Here is a 20175-nt window from a genome sequence, read left to right on the forward strand (position 1 = left end):
GTCGGCGAGCTTGAACACCATCGCGAGAGCAGCTACGAGCTCAGGACCTGATGCGGGCCCCTGACTACAGAGGTCGTAGCCCTCCTTGGTCTCAGCGACGGCCGCCGGCTGAGCAGCGAGAGACCATCCGGCCCTCAGTTCTCCATGAATCGCCGGCGCCAATACCCGCAAGCACTGAAGGGGGTTGCCAGCATGAGGTGAGGGCTGAGGGATACGGCCCGGCGGTCGAACTCAGCGTCCAACCTGGCAACGAGCCTGCCGAGGTCTGCCCGAGCACGACGGGGCAGCCACAGCAGCACGTCCTCCAGACGGTCTCGTGCCACCAAAGGGTCACAGCAGTCACAGCCGATCAACGGATCCGGCAGAACGCGCCCTGGCTGCCCCACATACGATCGGCACTCGGCCAGGGCAGCGGCCACAGCCCCAGGCCACAGGCGGTCTTCTTCCAACTTACGGATCGCTACGCGAGTCGCCGCGGAAACACCGCGGATCCGGCGAACCGGGACATTTCTTCTGGGCCGCCAACGCTCCGCGCGTAGCCCTCTTGGACGCCTACGCGGCATCGGCCTTTCGGATCGACATGCCGTCATCTTGCCACGGCCCGTACTGCCCCGCACGCGATCACTGCGAGCCCACGCCGCTTCACCGCTCTTACTTCTCACCGATATCTCTGCGCTCTCCGGACCACGAGTGATGCCGGAACCCATCAATGTGTGCTCTCGCTTGGAACCTACGCAGCCAGCACCGCACGGAATGCCCGCTCGCCGATACCGTGCATCAGTGGGTTGTCCGCCGAGTGCGACAGGAAGACCAAGGACAGGGCAAGCGCCCACCCGCGGGCCCGTTCCCAAGTCGCGTCGTCCGCGCGGCCGTACGCCTGTCGTAGAACGGCGCGCTGCTCCGCGGTGAACAACATCCAGGCCACAGACAGGTCGGTGGCAGGATCGCCGGAGGTGATGTCACCGAAGTCGATCACGGCGCTGATCCGGCCGCGGTCGACCAGGATGTTGGCCGGGTGCAGGTCTCCGTGCAGCCATACCGGCGGCCCGTCCCAGACGGGCGCCGCGACGGCTTTCTGCCAGATCTGCAGTGCGATTGCTCGATCGTCCGGGGCGACATGTGCCAGTCCGGTCAGGACGCCCTCGGCGCGTCCGGCCAGCGGAATTCCGCGAGCCGCGTTGACCGGCGCCTCCGAAGCGGCCGGGGCGTGCAGCGCATCCAGAAATCCGCCGATCGTCGCCGCGGCCGAACAGGGGTCGTCGGGCTCCGACCGCGCCGCGATCCGGCCCGCGAAAAACGGCACGACGCTCCAGGACCACGGGTATCGAGCTGTCGGCTGCCCGACACGCACCGGCGCCGGCACAGGCAACGGCAGACGGTCGGCCAACTCCGGCAACCACCGCTGCTCGTGCGCGAGGAGCTCGGCGGCCAGGGCACGCCGCGGCAACCGGACGAGTAACTCCTCGCCAAGCCGACACACAAGGTTGTCCCAGCCGTTCGCCAGCATCTCGACCGGCAGATCCGCCAAGTCGGGGTGCTGTTCGTCGAGTAGACGGCGCACCAAGTCGACAGGAACTGAAACCTCCGCGGAAGGCATTCGGTGAGCTGTCACAGCGAGAACTCTACGGCGGTGGCCCGGCGCTCCTGGAGGCATGATCCGCCGGGCGGGCTCGAGTGACGGCCGGAGAAACCCCCTCATGCCATGAGCAGCCCAGGAACAGGTACTTACCGGCACCCCTACTCCCCGAAGGCTGACGCCGACTCCCCTGCCTCAGCCGGTGTTTGTGGGCAGCAGGAGGTGGGCAATCCGGCCGGGATCGTCGGACATGGGTGATTGCCCGCTGCCGCGCAGCCGGACACGCGGGCTGCGGGCAGGAGTAGGGCTGCGTGGTGGGCCTGGTGCCGGGCTGTCAGAAGGTCTCGGGCATCCCAGGCGACGGTGACCGGGGCGTTGGGGGTGAAGCCGGTGCGCCGGTAGGTGCGGGCTGCCCGGCGTGTGGTTTCGAAGCCGGGTGAGCGGACGAGGTTGCGCAGGGCACCGTTGGCCGCCTCTGCCGTCATCTGCCAGGGACGGGCGGCGAGTTGCCAGAGGGCGAGTGTTCGACCGATCGGGCTTCTGGTCAGGTGTGCCGTGCGGGGACCGAGGGTCTGCACCATGGTGCGCGCGACGCGGAGCGAGCCGAGGGCGTGGCGGCGCTGGGGCGGTCCACTCCGTCGCAGGCCAGCGCACCCCAGCATGAACCTACGCGCGACCCATCGACACGGTGCACCTCTCCGGCCTCGTACGTGAACTCGACGTCCCGCACCGCGACCGTCTCGCCCTGCGCATCCACGGCGATCGCCGCCCTCGCCCGGGAGCACAGGTCCGCCGCGGCGCCATCCAGCCCGGAGGAGCCTCGGGTCACCTGCGCCTGGCAGCCGGCCACATCGCCCCGGGCGCCGGCTCGGCTCACGCTGCGGCTCCTGACCATGCAGAGCACTCCTGGACGGCTGCCGCCGCTGACCGTCGTGCGCACACCTGGTCACCGGGGCAGGATGGAGAAAAGGGCCAGCTCCGCTCGATCGCGGTGCCGGGGGGAGGCGCGATGCTCCGGACGCGGCTGTGCGACGTATGCACATCTTGTCGGACGCGAACGGACTGCCTGCCCCTCCTTGTCGGCGTCTCGCGGCCGGTACTTCAAGCCCCAGCGCCTACACGGGACAAGGCTTACGACCGTGCCGATCTGCGGAAATGGTTACGCGGCAAGCGCATCGGAGTGCGGATCGCGCGCAGGGGCATCGAGTCCAGCGAGCGATTAGGGCGCCGCCGCTGGGTCATCGAGCGAGCCATGTCGTGGCTGTCCGGCTACCGCAGACTCAGCCCCCGCTACGAATGCAATTCGCGCAACTACCTGGCCCTTCTCGGCCTGGCCGCCACCCCCTGCTGCTACAAGCGCCTCGTCCGCCTCACCACGTAGGACCTGTGTCTGAACCCCTTTTTGCAGGTCACAGCACTCTGCGGTGGGGTGGGCCAGCCGCTTGCCGTTCGTATGCCCGTCCATCGATGTCGAGCCGAACGGCGGGCGGCTTCTCGATCGCGGCCGTCGGCGTGTGGCTGCGGGCGAGCATTCCCGATAAAACGACCCCAATCCGCCAATCTGGTAGAAATATAGTCAGAAATGTCGAATCCGGCGTTCGATATGCCTGCGAGGTCCGTGGCGCACTCCGCAGTGCGGTGGCCCCCCCACTTGTCGGCGTTATGGGGGTCGCGGACGGATCACATGGGCGCCAGGAGGAAGATTTCTTGATGATCCGGCCCGATGACCCGCGCACCGCGGCGGCCCGGGTGTTCGCCGAGGGCGGCGCGTTCGGCGAGCTGCTGGCCGGGATCGACTGGGCGGCGACGCCGCTGGGGCCCCCGGAGTCCTGGCCGGGGCCCCTGGTGGACACCCTGCGCCTCATGCTCGCCTCCGAGCAGGGGATGGTTCTGTACTGGGGGGCGGACTTCACCATGCTGTACAACGAGAGCTCCGCATCCATTGCCGGAGCCCAGCATCCCGGGGCGCTCGGCAGGCCCTTCCGGGAGGCGTTCCCCGAGGTCTGGGAGCCCGGGGGCTCCCAACTCCGCTATGTGACGGACACCCGCAAGCCCCTGCGGATCCCGGATAACCCGATCGTCATTGAGCGCCACGGCATTTTGGAGCAGTGCTACTTCGACGCCGCCAACCAGCCCGTTCTGTTGGAGGACGGCACCGTCGGCGGCGTGCTGCAGATCACCACCGAGACCACCGGCCGGGTACTGGGCGAGCGTCGGCTGCGGCTGCTGAGCGAGACCGGCGCGCGCACCGCCGGGCTGCCCACCCCCGGCGAGGTCGCCCGCGTGGTCGCCGAGGTGGCGGACTCCTACCGCGAGGAGATCCCGTTTCTGGGCCTGTACATGGCCGCCGAGCCGGGGGTGCTGCGGCTGGCGGCATCCGCCGGCCTGCCCGCCGGGCTCCGGCCGGCGCCCGAGACCGTCTCGCTGGAGGCGGTCGGCGGGGCGGAGGCGGCGGCCCGGCTGGCGCGGGTGGTCGCCGACGGGGCCCCGGCCCCCCTGCCGGCCGCCGCGTTCGGCGGCGGGCAGCACGCCGGGGCCCGCCGGTTCCCGGTCGAGCAGGCTCTGGCCCTGCCGCTGCACTGCGCGGGCCGGGTGGAGGGCGTCCTGGTGGTGGGCGTCAACCCCTGCTTCCCGCCCGCCGGGGCCTACCGGGACTTCCTGGAGGTGCTCGCCTCCGCCGTGGCCGGGGCGGTGGCGGCCGCGGTCGCGCACGAAGAGCAGCGTCGGCGGGCGGAGGCGCTGGCCGAGCTGGACCGGGCCAAGACCACGTTCTTCGCCAATGTCAGCCACGAGTTGCGCACCCCGCTCACCCTGCTGCTGGGCCCGATCCAGCAGGCCCTCGTCGACGAGGACCGGCCCGAGCGGCGCGAGCAGCTTCAGCTGGCCGAGCGCGGCGCCCTGCGTCTGCTGAAGCAGGTCAACACCCTCCTGGACGTGTCCAGGGCCGAGGCCGGGCAGGTGCGGGGGATCTTCGAGCCGGTCGACCTCTCCCGCACCACTGCCGAACTGGCCGGAGTGTTCCGCTCCGCCTTCGAGGCGGCCGGGCTGCATCTGGAGGTGGACTGCCCGCCGCTGCCCAAGGCGGTGCCCCTGGACCGGGAGATGTGGGAGAAGATCATCCTCAACCTGTTGAGCAACTCCCTGAAGTTCACCTTCACCGGCGGCGCCCGGGTGCAGGTGGCCGCGGCCGGCGACCGGGCCCGGCTGACCGTGACCGACACCGGCACCGGCACCGGCATCCCAGAAGATGAGCTGCCGCACCTGTTCGAGCGCTTCCACCGGGTCCGCGGCGCCCGCTCCCGCTCCCACGAGGGCAGCGGCCTCGGCCTGGTGATGGTGAAGGACCTGGTGGAAGCGCACGGCGGCACCGTCGGCGTGGACAGCCGGCTCGGCCGGGGCACCACCGTCACCGTGGACCTCCCCTTCGCCGCCGCCCACCGGCCCCGCCCAGGCCCGCCCGCTCCAAGCGCCGCGCCCTCCGGGGATGACGCGGGCGGCCGGCCCGGCCGCGCCGAGGCCTATGTCAACGAGGCTCTGGGCTGGCTGGAGGCCGGGCCTGCCTCGGCACGCACCCCGCAGGATCGTGGGGCCCCGGAGATCCCCTGCGGCCCCGGCCCGCAGGAGACCGACCGCCGCCCGCACACAACCGGCCGCCCCCACCGGGCACGGCTGCTGGTCGTGGACGACAACGCCGACATGCGCGCCTACCTCGCCCAGCTGCTGCAGCCGGAGTACGAGGTGCTGCTCGCCGCCGACGGCCGGGCCGCCCTGGAGACGGCCCTGGCGCAGCCGGTGGAGCTGGTGCTCAGCGACGTGATGATGCCCCGCATGGACGGCTTTGAGCTGGTCCGGGCGTTGCGCGCCGACCCGCGCACCGCCCGCCTGCCCATCGTCCTGCTCACCGCCCGCGCCAGCGAGGAGGATTCCGTGCAGGGCCGGCTCGCCGGCGCCGACGACTACCTGGCCAAGCCCTTCTCCGCGCGCCAGCTGCTGGCGCGCGTCCGCACCGGGCTGGAACTGTCCCGGCTGCGCGAACAGGTCCTGACCGAGACCCGCAACCAGCTGGCCGTGCTGGCCTCCCTGGCCGACGCGGGCCTGCGGCTGTCCGCCACCCTCGACCCGGACCAGATACTGCACACCGCCGGCCAGCTCCTGCTGCCCGACTTCGCCGACCAGATCAGCATCCACCTCACCGACCCGGCATCCGCCCCGGCGCAGTCGCCCCCGGCGTACACCGCCGGCGCCCCCCTGCTGGCCTGCGAGGCCCTGGCCACCGCAGCCGCCCACGCGATCAGCGGCACGGCCCCCGCCCCAGCCGGCCCGCACCCGGCGCACGCCACCGTGCTGGCCCTGCCGCTACGCTCCCACGACCAGACGCTGGGGGCGCTCGTCCTCGCCCGGCACACCGACGGCTACTCCGCGCTCGAACGCAAGTATCTGGAGAACCTCGCCCACCGCCTGGCCCTGGCCCACGACAACGCCACCCGGTACCACACCGAGCGCCGCCTCGCCCTGACCCTGCAGCGCGCCCTGCTGCCGCAGCGCCTGCCCCAGGTGCCCGGGGTGCGCCTAGCCACCCACTACCGGGCCAGCAACCGCGGTGCCGAGATCGGCGGCGACTGGTACGACGTGCTCGCCCTGCCCGACGGCGCCGTGGGACTGGCCATCGGCGACGTCATGGGCCACGACGTGGAAGCCGCCACCGTGATGGGCCGACTCCGCTCCGCCCAGCAAAGCCTCGCGCTGGAGGGCGCCGGCCCGGCCCAGGTGCTGGCCAAACTCGACGCCTACCTGCAATCGCTCGACACCGAACGCTTCGCCACCTGCCTGTACGCCGTCTACGACCCCCACCGCCAACGCCTGCGCTACGCCGCCGGCGGGCACCTGCCGCCCCTGCTGGTGACCGGAGAGCACACCGCCTACCTGGAGGTGGACCCGGCGCTGCCGCTGGGGCTGGGCAGCACTCCGGTCGACCGCGAGGTGGCGTTCCCGCCCGGCACCGGCCTGCTGATGTACACCGACGGCCTGGTGGAGAACCGGGCGCTGTCCCTGGACGACGGCCTGGCGGCCCTGCGCCGGGCCTGCGGCGCGCTGCCCGCCGCCGCCCGCACCGACCCCCAGCAGATCACCGAACGGGCCCTGGAGCTGCTCGGCACCCCCGGTCGGGCAGACGATGACACGGCCCTGCTCGCCGCCACCGCCGACCCATCGTGTCGAACCGGTGACCCGCGGCCTGACTGAGGGTGACCGCGGACACGGCCCGAATGCCGAACCCGCGATCGTCCTGCACGACCTGGGCAGCCGCCGGGAATCCCGCGCCTTGTTCAACACGGCCGCCCGGGCGGCCTCCGAATCCGGCGACGGCCAGCTGTACGCCTGGGTCCGGGCGCGCGAGGCGATGGTCCCGCTCAACTACGGCGCCCCGAAGGCCCTCGCCGGCCTTGCCGAACAGGCCCGCCACGTTGTCGGGAACCGACCGACCGCCGCTGCTGTCCTGGCGGCCGCCGTCGCCGCCCGCGCCTCCGCCCTCAACCACCAGAGCGAGCAGGCCCGAGCCGCGCTCGCGGAAGCGGACGCCCTCATGGAACGGCTCCCCGAGGGCGAGCGGTCGGACACGTGGCTGACTTACTCCGAGCAGAAGCATCACGTGCACCCCAGCCACGCCTACACCACGCTCGGAGACACGGCCCGCGCCCACGAGAGCCAGCAGCGGGCGCTGGACCTGCCCGCACCGACCAGCACCATGACGCGCACCCTGCTGCACACCGACAGCGCGGCCTGCTCCCACCACGACGGCGACAGCGAAGAAGCGCGCCACCGTACGGTCGCCGCGCTCACCGCGCTGCCGGACGGCTACCGCACCGGGCTCGCGCGACGCCGCGCGCAGGACCTGTACGAGGCGATCCCCACCGAGCACCACCACACGGCGGTGGAGAGGTGGGGGTCAGGCCAGGCCGCCTTTCCTCCCGACCGGCAGCCGAACCCCGCGTAACCGGCTTGGCCCGCATGGCAGCCGAGCAAACGGCGCACGGCACCATCGGGGCCTCCAACCCTCAGTCCGAGTAGATGAGTTGCCGGTAGACGCTGTCTACGAATGTCTGGTAGACACTGTCTATGGATGTTGAAGGGCCTCTGCGGGAACGACTGGTCGATGCCGGCGCAGAGCTGGCGCTGCCTGAGGGCACCGCTTCGGTTGGTCTTCGGGAGATCGCCCGCCGGGCGGGTGTGTCGCACGGTGCGCCGCGGCGCTACTTTCCGACACACCGGGCGCTGTTGTCGGCCATCGCGCGCAGAGGCTTCGAGGAGCTGGGCGCGCGGTCCGCCGCAGACACGGCAGGGACTGCCGTGCCGCGTGATGAGTTGGCGGCGCTGGCGCGGGTGTACGTCACCTACGAACTGAAACGGCGCGGCATGCGAGTTGATGTTCCGTCACGACCTGCTCGACGGCGGCGAGCAGAGTGGAACTCCGGACGGGCCCCGGCTGTGGGAGGCGACGCTCCCGATGTTCCTGCACGGCATCGCCCAGCTGTGGTCCTGGGGCAGCCTGTAACTCGCCCTCGGCGGCGAGGGTACCGCCAGTCACGACCGGTTGATCGAAACTGCGCTGGATGCTCATCTCGGGCCGATGGCCTCATGACCGGGCGGCCGCAACGCTCGGTCCCGGTTCTCGTCAGCGTGGCCGGGGCGGTGATCGTCGCACTGGACGGCACGTTCTGCTGGTGGCGCAGCCCTGCCTGCAGCGTTCGCTCGCCGCGAGCCCGGCACATATCCAATAGAGGAACGAATTGATGTATGAGCACTTAAAGCGGCTGACTGGACCGGTACTGCGTACCGCGGCGCGGCTCGAAGCCGTGGGCCTGGAGAATGTGCCGCAGTCGAACGGCGTCATTCTCGCGTCCAACCACCTGTCCATCGTGGACTCCACCTTCCTGCCGCTGGTGCTGGACCGACCGGTGACCTTCATGGCGAAGGCGGAGTACTTTGAGGGAGGTTCCTGGCCGACGCGGATCGTCTCGTCCTTCATGCGGGGAAGTGGGCAGGTTCCAGTCGACCGCGAGAACCAACGGGCGGCGGTAGCCTCACTTGACGCGTGTCTTCGGGTGGTGAAGGACGGCGGCGTCTTCTGCATCTACCCCGAGGGCACACGCTCCCCGGACGGTCGGCTCTACCGGGCCAAGACGGGCGTGGCATGGCTGGCTCTCAAGTCCGGCGCGCCCGTGGTGCCGGTGGCCATGAGCGGCACCGACCGCGTCCTGCCGCCCGGGCGTGTGCTTCCGCGTCCGGCCAAGGTCAAGGTCACCTTCGGCAAGCCCGTCGACCTCTCCCTGTACGAGGGCTCCGCCGCTGACGCCGGTGCCCGAAGGGCCGTCTCCGACCTGATCGTGCAGGCCATAGCAGAGGTCTCCGGCCAGGAATACGTGCCCGTCTACGCGGCGAGGGCGAAGAAGCAGGGCTGACCCCGGCCCTGTTCTTTCCGAAGCTACGGCGAAGTGACGAGTAGCTCTCTGTGATCAGCGTGGCGCGCGGTCAGGGATAGCGGTGCGGGTCCGGGTACCTCGGCGACCTGGAGGGCAGCGAAGTCGGCGTGGGCCTGTTCGACGGCTTCGGGGTACACCTCGCGCTTGGCGTGCTCGGCGAGCGCCCGGTAGATGCCGGGCGACGCGGAGCACGGTGTGGAGCATGTCGTCGGTGACGACCGGGGGCCGGCCACCGTGCTTGCCCTTGCGGGTCGCCCTGGGCCCTGGATTTACCTGGGCCTGAGGTCGGCATCAATGAGAGGACGAGCAGCAAGATGACGTATCAGGAGCGACACACTGCGCCGGACAGGGTGACTTCGGAGAAGGCGCAGGCGGACGACGCGGGACCGTCGGCGGGGCGGGAGCAGGGCGGTTCTGCCGAAGAGTCCGTACGGGTGCGGTCGTCGGGAGGCGCGGAGTTCGTGGTCCGGCTCCTGCGTGCGGAGCGGCCAGACGCCCCAGTGGCGCTCGTGGTACCGGCGATGGGGGCGCGGGCGCGGTTCTACGCTCCCTTCGCCCGCGGGCTGCACCAGGGCGGTCTGCACGTGGCGGTCACGGACCTCCGTGGCCAGGGCGAGAGCACCCCGGTGGCGCGCCGAGGAGTGGCGTACGGGTACCGGGAGATGGTCGATGACGACCTTCCCGCTGTCGCCCGTGCGGTCTCCGCCGCGTTCCCGCGTTCGCCGGTGGTACTCATCGGACACAGCCTCGGCGGCCAGCTCGCGCTGCTCAGCACCGCGACTGAGCTCACCGGGGTGCACGCCGTCGTGCTGACGGCAGCCGGGTCGGTCTGGTGGCGGGGGTTCGGCTCGGTGCGTGGGCTCCGCAACCTGGTCGGCAGCCAGCTGTTCGCGGCGCTCGCCACGGCGCTCGGCTACTGGCCCGGGGAACGGCTCGGCTTCGGTGGCACTCAGCCCACTTCAGTGATGCGGGACTGGGCACGGCAGGGCCGCACCGGCCGCTACACGCTGGGAGGGAGCGACACCGACTACGAGGCGGCGCTCGCGCGGCTGACGCTTCCCGTCCTCGCGGTCGGCGTGGAGAACGACAGCCTGGCGCCGCCCGGCGCGACGGACCATCTGCTGCGGAAGATCCCGGCTGCCCAAGTGAGCCGGTGGCACTACTCCGAGGCCCTTGCCGGCAGCCACCGGTTGGACCACTTCCGTTGGGTCCGGCACAGCGACGGCATGAGCGCGTACATCACGGACTGGATCTCCAACACGCTCACCACGCGGCAGGACGGCGCCGCACAGCAGAGCACACAACCGGACCCGGCCGGTGAAGGCCGCTCCGACAGAGGAGGAGTCTGAGGTGACCGCTGGCCAACCTGTCGGGGCTCCTGGAGCACCAAGAGGCCCACTCCGGCGCGCGGCATGTCCCGCTGCGCGGCCGACTGATCGGGGCGCTGACACTGGGCACCGCCGTCACCCGCTACGTCCTGAAGTTCTCCGAGGTCGAGGAGGCGAGCGTCGACGACCTCGTCGAGTGCTTGCGACCGGCGGTCGAAGCGCTGATGCGGCCACCGGGTGAGCCAGAGGCGGCGAAGCAGACCGATGCCGGCCCTCCCGAAAGCCAGGCGGAAGGCCACGGCAGTGCGGGTGGCGGAAATCGAGGCTGAGCTGGAGCGCGTGCAGGCGAATATCCGGGGGCGCCCGCCCTTCGTCCGACGCGCCGCGCGAGAGCCGGATCGTTCCGTGATCCCGTGGCTCGAAGCGATGTCGAGCACCTCACCCCCCGGCCCCACGCGTCGAAGCCGTCAGCAGGTGCTGCTCCTGAGCGAAGAAAACCTCGCCTCCCAGTATCAGGAACATATGCCTACAGAGCGTCACAAATCACCGACTGTGGCATGGCTTCTCACCGGCATCGAGGAATTGCCGAGCGAGCTGTGGACCGGGCTGGAAATTTTCAGCCGCGGGAGTGCAGTATGCGGCGCATCCGGTCGGCCTGGTTCAGGAGGTTCGTACGGACGACCGGGACAGCCTGCGCCGCCAGGTCTTCCGCGCGTCCCACGAAGGTCAGGTCGATACCGAACAGCGGGAAGAGCCATTTGGTGTAGGTCGTCGCCGGCACGGTTCCACTGCGGTGGATGGTCGGCACAAGATCGAGGTAGGCCTCCGCGTAGGGCCTGAGCAAGTCGTCCTGGCCAGCGCTCCAGAACAGTGCCGCAACTGAGTGGACCGAAGCGATAGGCACCGCGCGGTCCGTCACCAGCGTCTGCCACACCGCTTTCTTCTCTGCCGCGTCCGGGGTCGCCGCGCGGACCTGGAGCCTGCTGACCCACGCTTCGGGGTCCGGGTCGCGGTCGAGCAGAGCCTGTGCTTCGGCTGCGGTCGGGCTTCCGAGCTGAGCTTTGCGAACCAGGGCTCGCCACTGAAAATCGATGTCCTTCCCAGCCTCGATCTGGAGCCACGCAACATCCTCCACCTCGGCCGCGGTGCGAGCGAAGCCGCGCAACGCCGCTTTGCGGTAGGGGCCGACGCCGGAGAGGCTGCGGCATGCCGCAGCTACTGTTCCCAGCAATTCGTCCCGCTCCGACTCCGGGCTCCACAGATCTGCGGCCTCGACAGCCAGGTTGAGATACGGCTCGATCACCGATGCGGACGTCTCGACAGCGAGCACTCGGGTCAGGCAGTGCACGGCTTCGGCGGCTGTCGCTTCGCCGTTGATCAGCATGTCCCAGGCCGTGGTGACGGCGACACCTCGCGCGGTCGCGGTGGGCAGGCGGGCGGCGTTGGGGAAGAACGCGTCTTTGGTCGTGGCGTCAGGTCTCGTCGAGGCGAAGGTCAGGTCTTCATCGTTGACCAGATACAGGTCGGCTCCGGTTGGTAGGTCGAGCCGGGTCCGTTCGCCCGCTACCTCGACTTCGACGAGTGCCATCCGCTCAAGATGATCCCCGGAACCCCCGTAGGCGCCGACGGCGAGCACATGCGGGCGTGGCCGGCCCCCCGGCCCCTGAGCGACCAGGGTGAACCCGTCTGTGTCGTGGTCGAGAGTGAGCCGGTCGGTGCCCGCTGTTTCCAGCCATCCCGTGCGCCACTGGTCCAGGTCACGTCCGCTGGCGTCGGCGACGGCGTCGATCAGGTCCTGCAGCGTGGTGTTGCCCCAGGCATGCGTGGCGAAGTAGCTGGTCAGACCCGCGGAGAACCTTGCCTCGCCGACGTACGTCATCATCTGGTGCAGTACGGACGCGCCCTTGGGGTAGGTGATGGCGTCGAATGTCGCTGCGGCCTCGGAGACGTCGCGGACCTGCTGGCGGATCGGGTGCGTCGTCGGTCCCTGGTCCATGAAATAGGCTTTGAGTTTCTCGCCGGCCATATGTGCCGTCCAGGCGTCGGTGTACGACGTCACGCTCACGGCGGCCCAGTTGCTCGCGAACTCCGCGAACGCCTCGTTCAGCCACAGGTCGTCCCACCAGCGCATCGTGACGATGTTGCCGAACCACATGTGCGCGAGCTCGTGCAGCAGGTACCGCGAGAAGATGTCCCACTCCGCTCTGGTCGGCGTGGTCCTGCGCAGGAACCAGTCCATCCAGGTGACGCAGCCGAAGTTCTCCATCGCGCCGGGGTACTCGGGCGTGAAGACCTGGTCGTACTTGTGCTGCGGAAACGGCATGCCGAACTTTCCGGCGAAGAACTCGAGCCCCTGGGTGGTCAGGGTGAACAGCTCGTCGGCGTCCCGGTCCAGGATCGAAGCCAGCGACTGCCGGGCGAAAAGCCCGAGATCATGACCAGCTCCGCGACGCCGCAACTCGTAGTACGGGCCCGCGTTGATCACGGTGTTGTACGCCGCCAGCGGCGGCGTCGGCGGGAAGGTCCAGCGTCGCACGGAGCCGAGGTCTTCGATCTGCGGGTCACCGCTGTTGCTCAGCACCCGCCAGCCAGCAGGAGCGGTCACGGTGAACGCCCACGGCGCCTTGAGATCCGGCTGATCGAAGCAGGCCAGCACATGGTGGGCGTAGTCGGGACTGAAGTCGGTGAAGACATACGTCTCGCCGTCGGCGGGATCGACCGCCTTGTGCACGCCCCAGCCATCGGCCGAGCACTCCGTCACCGAAACCACCGTGAGGACGTTGCTCTCGGCAACATCGGTCAGCGCGATCCGGCCCTCAACAGCCGACCGCAACACGACCCCATTGAGCGTGGCGCTCTCAACCATCGCCGCACAATCGACAAAGGTCTCGGCCCCGGGCCGGTGACACGTAAAGGTGATCGTCGACTCACACCGGACCCGCGAGCCGGTCAGCAGATCCGAGAGGTCCACGGCAACGTCATACCGCTCGACCGTCAGCAGGCTCGCCCGCCCCTCGGCCTCGGTCTGGGTCAGACTCCTGTCGCTCATCACTTTCCCTCTCGAAGATTCGTTCATTCGCGGCGAACCACCCGCTCAGCAGCACGAGGCACACGTGCACCGGGTGCCTCCATCGTGCCGCCCATCGAAGGACACGACTAAAAGCTGTGCTGTCCCGGGACCTTCCCGACGACTCGGCTCGTTCCAGACGGCTCACAAACGGCTCATCAGGCGGATTGGCGACGGCACGTGGGAGCAGATCCTCGCCACTGTGCTCGCGGCAGCGGACGCCGTCCAGGACATCGGCTGGACCGTGTCGGTCGACCCCACCGTCGTGCGGGCCCATCAGCCCCCGCCGGAGCGTTGCGAAACTCATCCCGGAGTGGCCCTCGCCCTTTGGGTCGCAACTCGCCGCTGTCAATTGGCACTTGATGCGGCAAGGGAAGCAACGTTGGACCGGCCGAGGCTGGAGCTTCAGTCCCGGACACCGGACGTGCATCCAGTGGCGGAACGCCGTGCACCCAACGGCACCCTCACTGCCTCCGCCGGAATCACAGTGTTGGTCACCACTCAGCGAAGGAGCATGCTGATGTACACGACCCATGTCGACGTGGACGACTTCCAGCCGTTCGGTGAAGGCGACGAGCGGGCGGGTGAGATGCACTCGATCCGCGAGGGCGGGTCCGGGATCGCGTCGGTGCAGGTCGGCCAGCTGCCCAAGAGCGGGCAGTATCTGTTTCACGAGCAGGAGACTATCCACGTCCTGGAGGGCTCGGTCCGTATCGTCACGGAGGACGGCGACGACGTGACGCTGAAGCCGGGAGACATCGCCTACTTCCCGGAGGACACACGGTCCGCCTGGCACTTCAGCTTCCCGTTCAGCAGGCTCCTCGTCGCCTGATCTGCTGCTTCGTGTGCTTGAGGATGGGCAGCGAGACCGGAGGGCCACGCCGGCCAACCGGCGAAGCCTGACGGTGCCCTGGAAAGCGGCGTGGACGTCATACGCCGATGAAGGATCACGGCGCACCTCTGACCCGACGTGATCCCGTACCAGGTGCTTCGAGCGCGCTCCCAGCCCACGGCCACCTGAATTCGCGACAGCGCCCCACGGGCGTCCTCATCCACAGACTTCCACGGGCTCCTGCCCCGCACACATCGCACCGCGTACCCGTCCTTCCCTCCGGGAGCCCTCATGACCGAGCAGTCCCCGACACCGGGCCGCGCCACCGATCTGCGCCGTGGGGCGATCGGCGTCACCGGCATTCTCTTCTTCGTCCTCTCCGCACAAGCCCCTCTGACAGGTATCGCCGGCACCCTGCCCGTACCGCTCGGCCTCGGCAACGGCGGCGGCGCCCCCGCCGCGTACCTGCTGGTCGGAGTGATGATCGGCCTCTTCGCGGTCGGTTTCATCGCCATGAGTCGGCACGTCACCGAGGCGGGTGGCTTCTATCGCTACGTCACGCAGGGGCTCGGACATCCGCTCGGCGTGGGCGCCTCCCAAGTCGCCGTACTGTGCTACAGCGCGACCCAGGCCGGCATGTACGGCCTGTACGGGGTCACCATGCGGGGCCTGGGGCAGCAGTACTTTGCTGTGGACCTCCCCTGGTGGCTCTGGGCACTGGCCACGATGGTGCTGGTACAGCTGCTGGGATCGCTGAACATCGAGCTCGGCGCCAAACTGCTGGCGGCACTGGTGATAGCCGAGGTGTCGCTGCTGCTCGTGTTCTCGGTGTACATGCTGTTCACCGGTGGTGGCCCCCAAGGGCTGGACCCCCTCCACTCGTTCAGCGCCAGTGCGTTCTTCGCCGGTGCGCCCGGTGTGGCCCTGACCTTCGCCATCGCTTCGATGTTCGGCTTCGAGTCCACGGCCATCTACTCGAACGAGGCCAAGGACCCGGTGCGCACCGTTCCCCGCGCCACCTACCTGTCCGTGGCGCTGATCTCGGTGTTCTTCGCGTTCGTGTCCTGGATGTTCGTCAGTTACTACGGTGCGGGCAAGGTGCGGGGCGTGGCCCTCGACGCCCTGCAGAGCGGTGACGCCACCTCGGTGGTGTTCGCCCCCATCAGCGCCACCCTCGGCGGCTGGGCTGCGGACGTCCTGGCAGTCCTGCTCGCCACGTCCCTGCTGGCCGGCATCCTCGCGTTCCACAACGGCATCAACCGCTACTTCCACTCCCTGGGCCAGACGGGGGTCCTGCCCTTGTGGCTGTCCCGCACCAACCGCCAGAAGGCTCCCTACACCGCGAGTCTTGTGCAGACCGTGGTCACCGTCTGCCTGGTCGTCCCGTTCGCGCTCACCGGTCAGGACCCAGTCCGGACGCTGCTGACCTGGGGCGGCGGTGTCGCGGTCCTGTCGCTGATGCTCCTGTACATCCTCACGTCCGTCGCGGTCGTCGTCTTCTTCCGCAGGACGCGGCTCGACACCCGGCCGTGGAACACGCTGATCGCCCCGATCGCATCCGTCGCGCTGCTCCTGGGCGCCACCGTGCTCGCCCTGAACAACTTCACCATCCTCATCGGCGCCTCGGGCACCACCGCCCTGGTCCTCGAACTGTCCGTCGTGGTCGTGTTCACAGGGGGTGTGGCGCTGGGATACGCGCGTCGGCGACCTACAGCGGCAGCCTCGCCCACAGCGCCGGTGACCGCCGAGGAGGCGCCCGCTTCCGCCTGAGTTCCGGGACCGCCGGAGGAGATGCCGGGCGTAGGCCATGACGCCCGGCACCGAACTCCACCCGCACAGCCCCTCACGGCCTGACCGGCTCCGCCGAGCAAGAACGACAACTTCGACGACAAGGAACCGAACGTTGCCCTACGAAACGGACGTCGTCATCATCGGCGCAGGATTCGCCGGTCTCGTCGCGGCGCGCGAGCTGTCCCGCAGCGGAGCCGAGGTCACGGTCCTGGAAGGCCGCGACCGCATCGGTGGCCGGGCCTGGACCGACAACCGACTCGGCCGTGACATCGAACTGGGCGGCACATGGGTGCACCCCCTCCAGCCGCATGTCTGGGCCGAACTGACTCGCTACGGCCTTGACGTCACGCCCAGCCCGGACGCGCGGCGATTCCTCGTGGCCGCCCCGGACGGCCCCCGCGAGTTCGGTCCTGACGAAGGGATCGAACTCCTGGAGCAGGGCCTGAGCGGACTGGTCGAAGGAGCCAGGGGCGCCCTCCCGCGCGCCTTCGACCCGCTGTTCGCCGGGGACTTGGTCGCCGAACTCGATCTGGTCACCATCGCCGACCGCCTCAAGGCACTGCGTCTCGGCGAGGACGCACGTCTGATCGCCGAGGCGTTCTGCGCCACCGGCTTCCAAGCCCGCCCGGAGGACGTGAGCATCGCGCACGTCGCCCGCCTGATGGCGCTGAGCCAGTGGGACGCGGCGACCGACCTGGAGGCCGCCGCCACCTTCAAGATCCAGGGCGGCACCCGCGCCCTCGCCGAGGCGATCGCGGCCGACAGCACCGCGACCGTCACACTCGACACCGAGGTCGTGGAGATCACCACGGTCGACGAGGGCGCGAAGGTACGCACCGCCGCAGGCGACGTCTACCACGCCAAGGCCGTGATCGTGACCGCCCCACTCAACACCCTGTCCGCCATCACCTTCCGGCCCGGACTGCCCGACCTGAAACGGGCCGCGATCGAACAGGGCCAGCCCTCTCGCGGTACCAAGCTGTGGGCGCGCATCCGCGGTCGCGTGGCACCCTTCCTCGCTTTCGCCGCCCCTGCCGACTCGCCTTTGGCCATCGCGCAGTACGAGTACGAGGTCGAGGGCGACACCCTCGTCGTCCTCTTCGGCAACGACGCCTCACGCATCGGCCGCGAGGATCGCGAGGCCGTCCAGACGGCCCTCCGTCTGTGGCTGCCGGACGCGGAGGTACTCGCCGTGGACGGCCACGACTGGACCAACGACCGCTACTCGGCCGGCACGTGGGCCAACCTCCGTCCGGGACAGCTCACCGGTGCGATCCCCGAGCTGCAGAAGCCGGAGGGCCCCCTCCATTTCGCGGGCAGCGACTACGCCACCGCCTGGCTCGGATACATCGACGGCGCGATCGAGCGGGCGCTCGTCACGGCGAACCGGATTCGGGCGCAGCTGGCGGGGCGCACCGCGTCCTCGTGACGAGCACTGACCGGGCGTCTGCGTCCGGCCCGCCGCGTGGTCGAGGACAACTGGCCCCTCAACCGCGCCGCGGAACGCTTCCAGGTCGCTTCGACGACAGCGCGGCGGTGGGCCGGCCGCCACCGGCAGTTCGGCGAGGCCGGAATGTGCGACCGCTCCTCCCGCCGGCGCTCAAGCCCGAACCGCACCGAGCACCGGATCATCAGGGTTCGTGTCCTGCGCCGCTGGGGATCATCGGCCCGCATCGCGGACCTGCCGCGGCTGGTGCCCTCGACCGTGCACCGCGTGCCCCGCTGCTCCCCGCAGCAGGCCGAGGAGGAGGCGGAGGGCAGGTCAGGAGGGGATGATCTGCCACTGCTGCCGCGTCAGTGACGCGTACGGCTGCTGCTCGATGTTGGCTCCGTCGGCGGTGCTGCCCTCGTCGACGGCGAGGCAGAGGCCGCTGTAGCGGTTGATGAGGACGTAGTGGCCGTCACCGGTGGGCGTGACGGCCCAGTGCTGCTGGGGGGCGCCTGCGTCCGACCAGATGCCGACGTTGCCGCCGTCGGCGCGGGAGAGACCCGCGACCTCCATGAGTTTGCCGCTGCCCACACCCTTGATCTCGTAGTAGCCGTCGCCGGTGTTGCTGAAGGTCCACTTCTGGTTCGTCTTGTTGAGCCAGGGCCACTGGAGGACGTTGGTGCCGTTGGCGGTGCCCCCGCTCTGCACGTCGGCGGCCTTGCCGCTGTGCCGGGCGACCAGCCGGTACACGGTGCCGTCGCCCGGCAGCGTGGTGGACACCAGGGCCGGCTCGGCCGACCGGCCACCGATCCTCACGCCGCTGATGTTGGCGTAGCCGCCGGTGGCCGCGGTGGCCTGGATCCGTACGAAACCCACGTTCCGGGCGGGCCATTCGGCCACCTTGGTCTTGCGGTTGCCGGCCCAGGTGCCGGTGGCGACCTGGGTGAAGTTGGTGCCGTCGGTGCTGGTGGAGATGGTGTACGAGGTGATGTCGCCGTCGGTGGAGTCGTTGCGGCCCCACTGCTTGGGCAGGTACTCCAGGGTGGAGACGTTGCTCCACACCCCGCCCAGATCGATGGTGATCGAGTGGGGCAGGGGGGAAGGCAGTCCCCACGTCGACCAGCAGGTCTCGTAGCGGATGTCGCTGAGTCCGTCGATGGCATTAAGTGGTCCCTCGCCGGTGTGGAAGGCGGTGGCGTACGCGTTGACCGGTGTGACGGGGTGTTCGGCGCGCAAGGGCTGGGTGGGCAGCGGCGGCCGGGAGGTGTCGGGGCTCCAGACCGCGCCGACCTCGGCGAGGCGGTTGACGATGTTGGTGTCCAGCAGGCCGTTGCGGTTGGGCGGGCAGTTGAGGATGAACGAGGTGTACTTCGGTTCCAGGTCGGCCAGGTGGGAGAGGATCGTGTCCTTGCTCATGAGGCCCTCGGTCGGGGTGGAGGGGTGCCAGAACCAACCGTTGCTGATGGTCTGTCCCTGCATTCCGGCGTAGGTGTTGCCCGCGGGCGCCGTGACGCCCAGCGGCTCCTCGAAGAAGATCGCGTCGCTGAGGAAGGGCTCCGACAGTCCGCCGATGTCGATCATGACGCAGTCGGGCTGGAGCTCCTTCACCAGTGAACGGATCCGCTGGTAGGAGACGGCCTGCTGCCCCATCTGCCACGCGTAACCGTCAGTCATGAACATGTCGATGGTGCCGTAGTTGGTCAACAGTTCGCGGATCTGACCGAGGATGAAGGTCATGTCGGCGGGCTGGATGGCATCGGTGATCTCGAGCCCGGCCACCTTGTGCCGGCTCTCCCATGCCTCGACACCGAAGGTGCGGTCCCAGATCGAGTAGTAGAACCCGACCTTCAGCCCCTTCGCGCGGAAGGCGTCGCAGTACGCCTTCACCACGTCCTGCTTGTAGGAGCTGTTCGCGACGTTCTGGGTGCCGTAGGCGCTCGGCCACAGCGCGAAGCCGTCGTGGTGCTTGGTGGTCAGGATGCCGTAACTCATCTTCGCGGCAGCCGCCGCGTCGGCCCACTGCCCGCAGTTGACACTCGGTGGAGCGAAGAGGGTGGGGCTCTGATTGGGCGCCGCCCACTCCTGGTTGGTGAACGTGCCCAGGCTGAAGTGGTTGAACATGCCGAACCGCATGTCGACCATCCGGCTCAGGTTGGTCTGGGTGTCCGCGGCGGACGCCTGCGACAGAAGGCCGGAGAAACCGGGGACGATCGGCAGAGCGGTCGCGGCGGTCGCCGCACCCGCCGCGCCGAGGAACGTACGGCGAGTCATTCTCGATGAGGACATGGCCTACTCCTGTGGATCGAATGGCATGGATGGCGATGACGTGCCGGGAGATTCGCGACGCGATCGCCGTCGCGCGGAGCCATGTACAGGCCGGCCCGCCAGGTGAACCGACCCCCTGAGTTCGGCCCCGGCACGGACGTCAGGCGCTGGGCAGCAGGTCTTCCGTTCGATACGGGGCCCCGGGCGCAACGGCGAAGCCCACCGTGGGTGACCGCCATGCCGACGAACGGCCCCTTCGGCAGATGATCGGCTCTGACAAGGTCTTCTCCTGGCACTCACAGGACAGCGCACGCGGGGCCATGACCGGCCTTGAACGTGCGTGTGTTCAGAGGAACAACATTGGATGTATTAGCGGACACCGGTCGGTCGTCTGTCTAGGGTTTCGACA

Annotated in this window: 11 protein-coding genes and 4 pseudogenes; 12 read left to right on the top strand and 3 right to left on the bottom strand. The window is 69.5% G+C overall.

Annotated elements, in window-relative coordinates:
• Window positions 1-730: 730 nt before the first annotated feature.
• A complete protein-coding gene (locus SMA5143A_RS36495; RefSeq protein ID WP_258193940.1) occupies window positions 731-1528 on the bottom strand; it encodes an aminoglycoside phosphotransferase family protein in 798 nt (265 codons plus the stop codon).
• Between the two features lie 1005 nt (window positions 1529-2533).
• Here SMA5143A_RS36495 and SMA5143A_RS44875 point away from each other — a divergent pair.
• From SMA5143A_RS44875 to SMA5143A_RS44880, 7 genes and pseudogenes are all read left to right on the top strand, one after another.
• A pseudogene (locus SMA5143A_RS44875) lies at window positions 2534-2957 on the top strand (transposase); the annotation flags it as partial.
• Between the two features lie 329 nt (window positions 2958-3286).
• Window positions 3287-6817: a SpoIIE family protein phosphatase gene (locus SMA5143A_RS36510; protein WP_107467105.1), complete on the top strand. Its 3531-nt coding sequence runs from the start codon at window positions 3287-3289 to the stop codon at window positions 6815-6817.
• Window positions 6798-7568, top strand: coding sequence for a hypothetical protein (locus SMA5143A_RS44325; protein WP_181362187.1), 771 nt, complete (start codon window positions 6798-6800; stop codon window positions 7566-7568). The genes SMA5143A_RS36510 and SMA5143A_RS44325 overlap by 20 nt, the downstream gene beginning before the upstream one ends.
• 122 nt (window positions 7569-7690) lie before the next feature.
• A pseudogene (locus tag SMA5143A_RS36520) lies at window positions 7691-8213 on the top strand (TetR/AcrR family transcriptional regulator).
• A 151-nt stretch (window positions 8214-8364) separates the two neighbouring features.
• Window positions 8365-9033, top strand: a complete 669-nt coding sequence (locus tag SMA5143A_RS36525; protein WP_219923633.1) for a lysophospholipid acyltransferase family protein — start codon at window positions 8365-8367, stop codon at window positions 9031-9033.
• A gap of 371 nt (window positions 9034-9404) precedes the next feature.
• Window positions 9405-10403, top strand: a complete 999-nt coding sequence (locus SMA5143A_RS36535; RefSeq protein ID WP_181362188.1) for an alpha/beta hydrolase family protein — start codon at window positions 9405-9407, stop codon at window positions 10401-10403.
• A 29-nt stretch (window positions 10404-10432) separates the two neighbouring features.
• Window positions 10433-10711 (top strand): TetR/AcrR family transcriptional regulator, encoded by a 279-nt coding sequence (locus tag SMA5143A_RS44880; protein WP_375136589.1) that lies wholly within the window; start codon window positions 10433-10435, stop codon window positions 10709-10711.
• A gap of 287 nt (window positions 10712-10998) precedes the next feature.
• On the opposite strand, the gene pepN is transcribed toward SMA5143A_RS44880, so the two are convergent.
• Window positions 10999-13431: an aminopeptidase N gene (gene pepN / locus SMA5143A_RS36540; RefSeq protein ID WP_107467108.1), complete on the bottom strand. Its 2433-nt coding sequence runs from the start codon at window positions 13429-13431 to the stop codon at window positions 10999-11001.
• A gap of 145 nt (window positions 13432-13576) precedes the next feature.
• Here pepN and SMA5143A_RS44330 point away from each other — a divergent pair.
• From SMA5143A_RS44330 to SMA5143A_RS36560, 5 genes and pseudogenes are all read left to right on the top strand, one after another.
• Window positions 13577-13729 (top strand): annotated as a pseudogene (locus SMA5143A_RS44330) (IS5/IS1182 family transposase); the annotation flags it as partial.
• Between the two features lie 240 nt (window positions 13730-13969).
• Window positions 13970-14281 (top strand): cupin domain-containing protein, encoded by a 312-nt coding sequence (locus tag SMA5143A_RS36545; protein WP_181362189.1) that lies wholly within the window; start codon window positions 13970-13972, stop codon window positions 14279-14281.
• Window positions 14282-14572: 291 nt separating this feature from the next.
• Window positions 14573-16051 (top strand): APC family permease, encoded by a 1479-nt coding sequence (locus SMA5143A_RS36550; protein WP_107467110.1) that lies wholly within the window; start codon window positions 14573-14575, stop codon window positions 16049-16051.
• A 133-nt stretch (window positions 16052-16184) separates the two neighbouring features.
• The gene (locus tag SMA5143A_RS36555) at window positions 16185-17501 is read left to right on the top strand and encodes a flavin monoamine oxidase family protein (RefSeq protein WP_308812061.1); all 1317 of its coding nucleotides are present in this window, start codon (window positions 16185-16187) and stop codon (window positions 17499-17501) included.
• 6 nt (window positions 17502-17507) lie between these two features.
• A pseudogene (locus SMA5143A_RS36560) lies at window positions 17508-17789 on the top strand (leucine zipper domain-containing protein); the annotation flags it as partial.
• Between the two features lie 45 nt (window positions 17790-17834).
• On the opposite strand, the gene SMA5143A_RS36565 reads toward SMA5143A_RS36560, so the two are convergent.
• Complete coding sequence (locus SMA5143A_RS36565) at window positions 17835-19787, bottom strand: RICIN domain-containing protein (protein ID WP_107467112.1); 1953 nt, start codon at window positions 19785-19787, stop codon at window positions 17835-17837.
• Window positions 19788-20175: the final 388 nt, after the last annotated feature.

Origin of the sequence: Streptomyces sp. MA5143a (genome assembly GCF_900290235.1) — a bacterium.
GTDB lineage: Bacteria > Actinomycetota > Actinomycetes > Streptomycetales > Streptomycetaceae > Streptomyces.

What these genes read in the sequence shown, in the direction of transcription:
- SMA5143A_RS36510 (WP_107467105.1), top strand. Translation starts at nt 3,287, where the DNA reads ATGATCCGGCCCGATGACCCGCGCACCGCGGCGGCCCGGGTGTTCGCC.
- SMA5143A_RS36525 (WP_219923633.1), top strand. Translation starts at nt 8,365, where the DNA reads ATGTATGAGCACTTAAAGCGGCTGACTGGACCGGTACTGCGTACCGCG.
- pepN (WP_107467108.1), bottom strand. Translation starts at nt 13,431, where the DNA reads ATGAGCGACAGGAGTCTGACCCAGACCGAGGCCGAGGGGCGGGCGAGC.
- SMA5143A_RS36545 (WP_181362189.1), top strand. Translation starts at nt 13,970, where the DNA reads ATGTACACGACCCATGTCGACGTGGACGACTTCCAGCCGTTCGGTGAA.
- SMA5143A_RS36550 (WP_107467110.1), top strand. Translation starts at nt 14,573, where the DNA reads ATGACCGAGCAGTCCCCGACACCGGGCCGCGCCACCGATCTGCGCCGT.
- SMA5143A_RS36565 (WP_107467112.1), bottom strand. Translation starts at nt 19,787, where the DNA reads ATGTCCTCATCGAGAATGACTCGCCGTACGTTCCTCGGCGCGGCGGGT.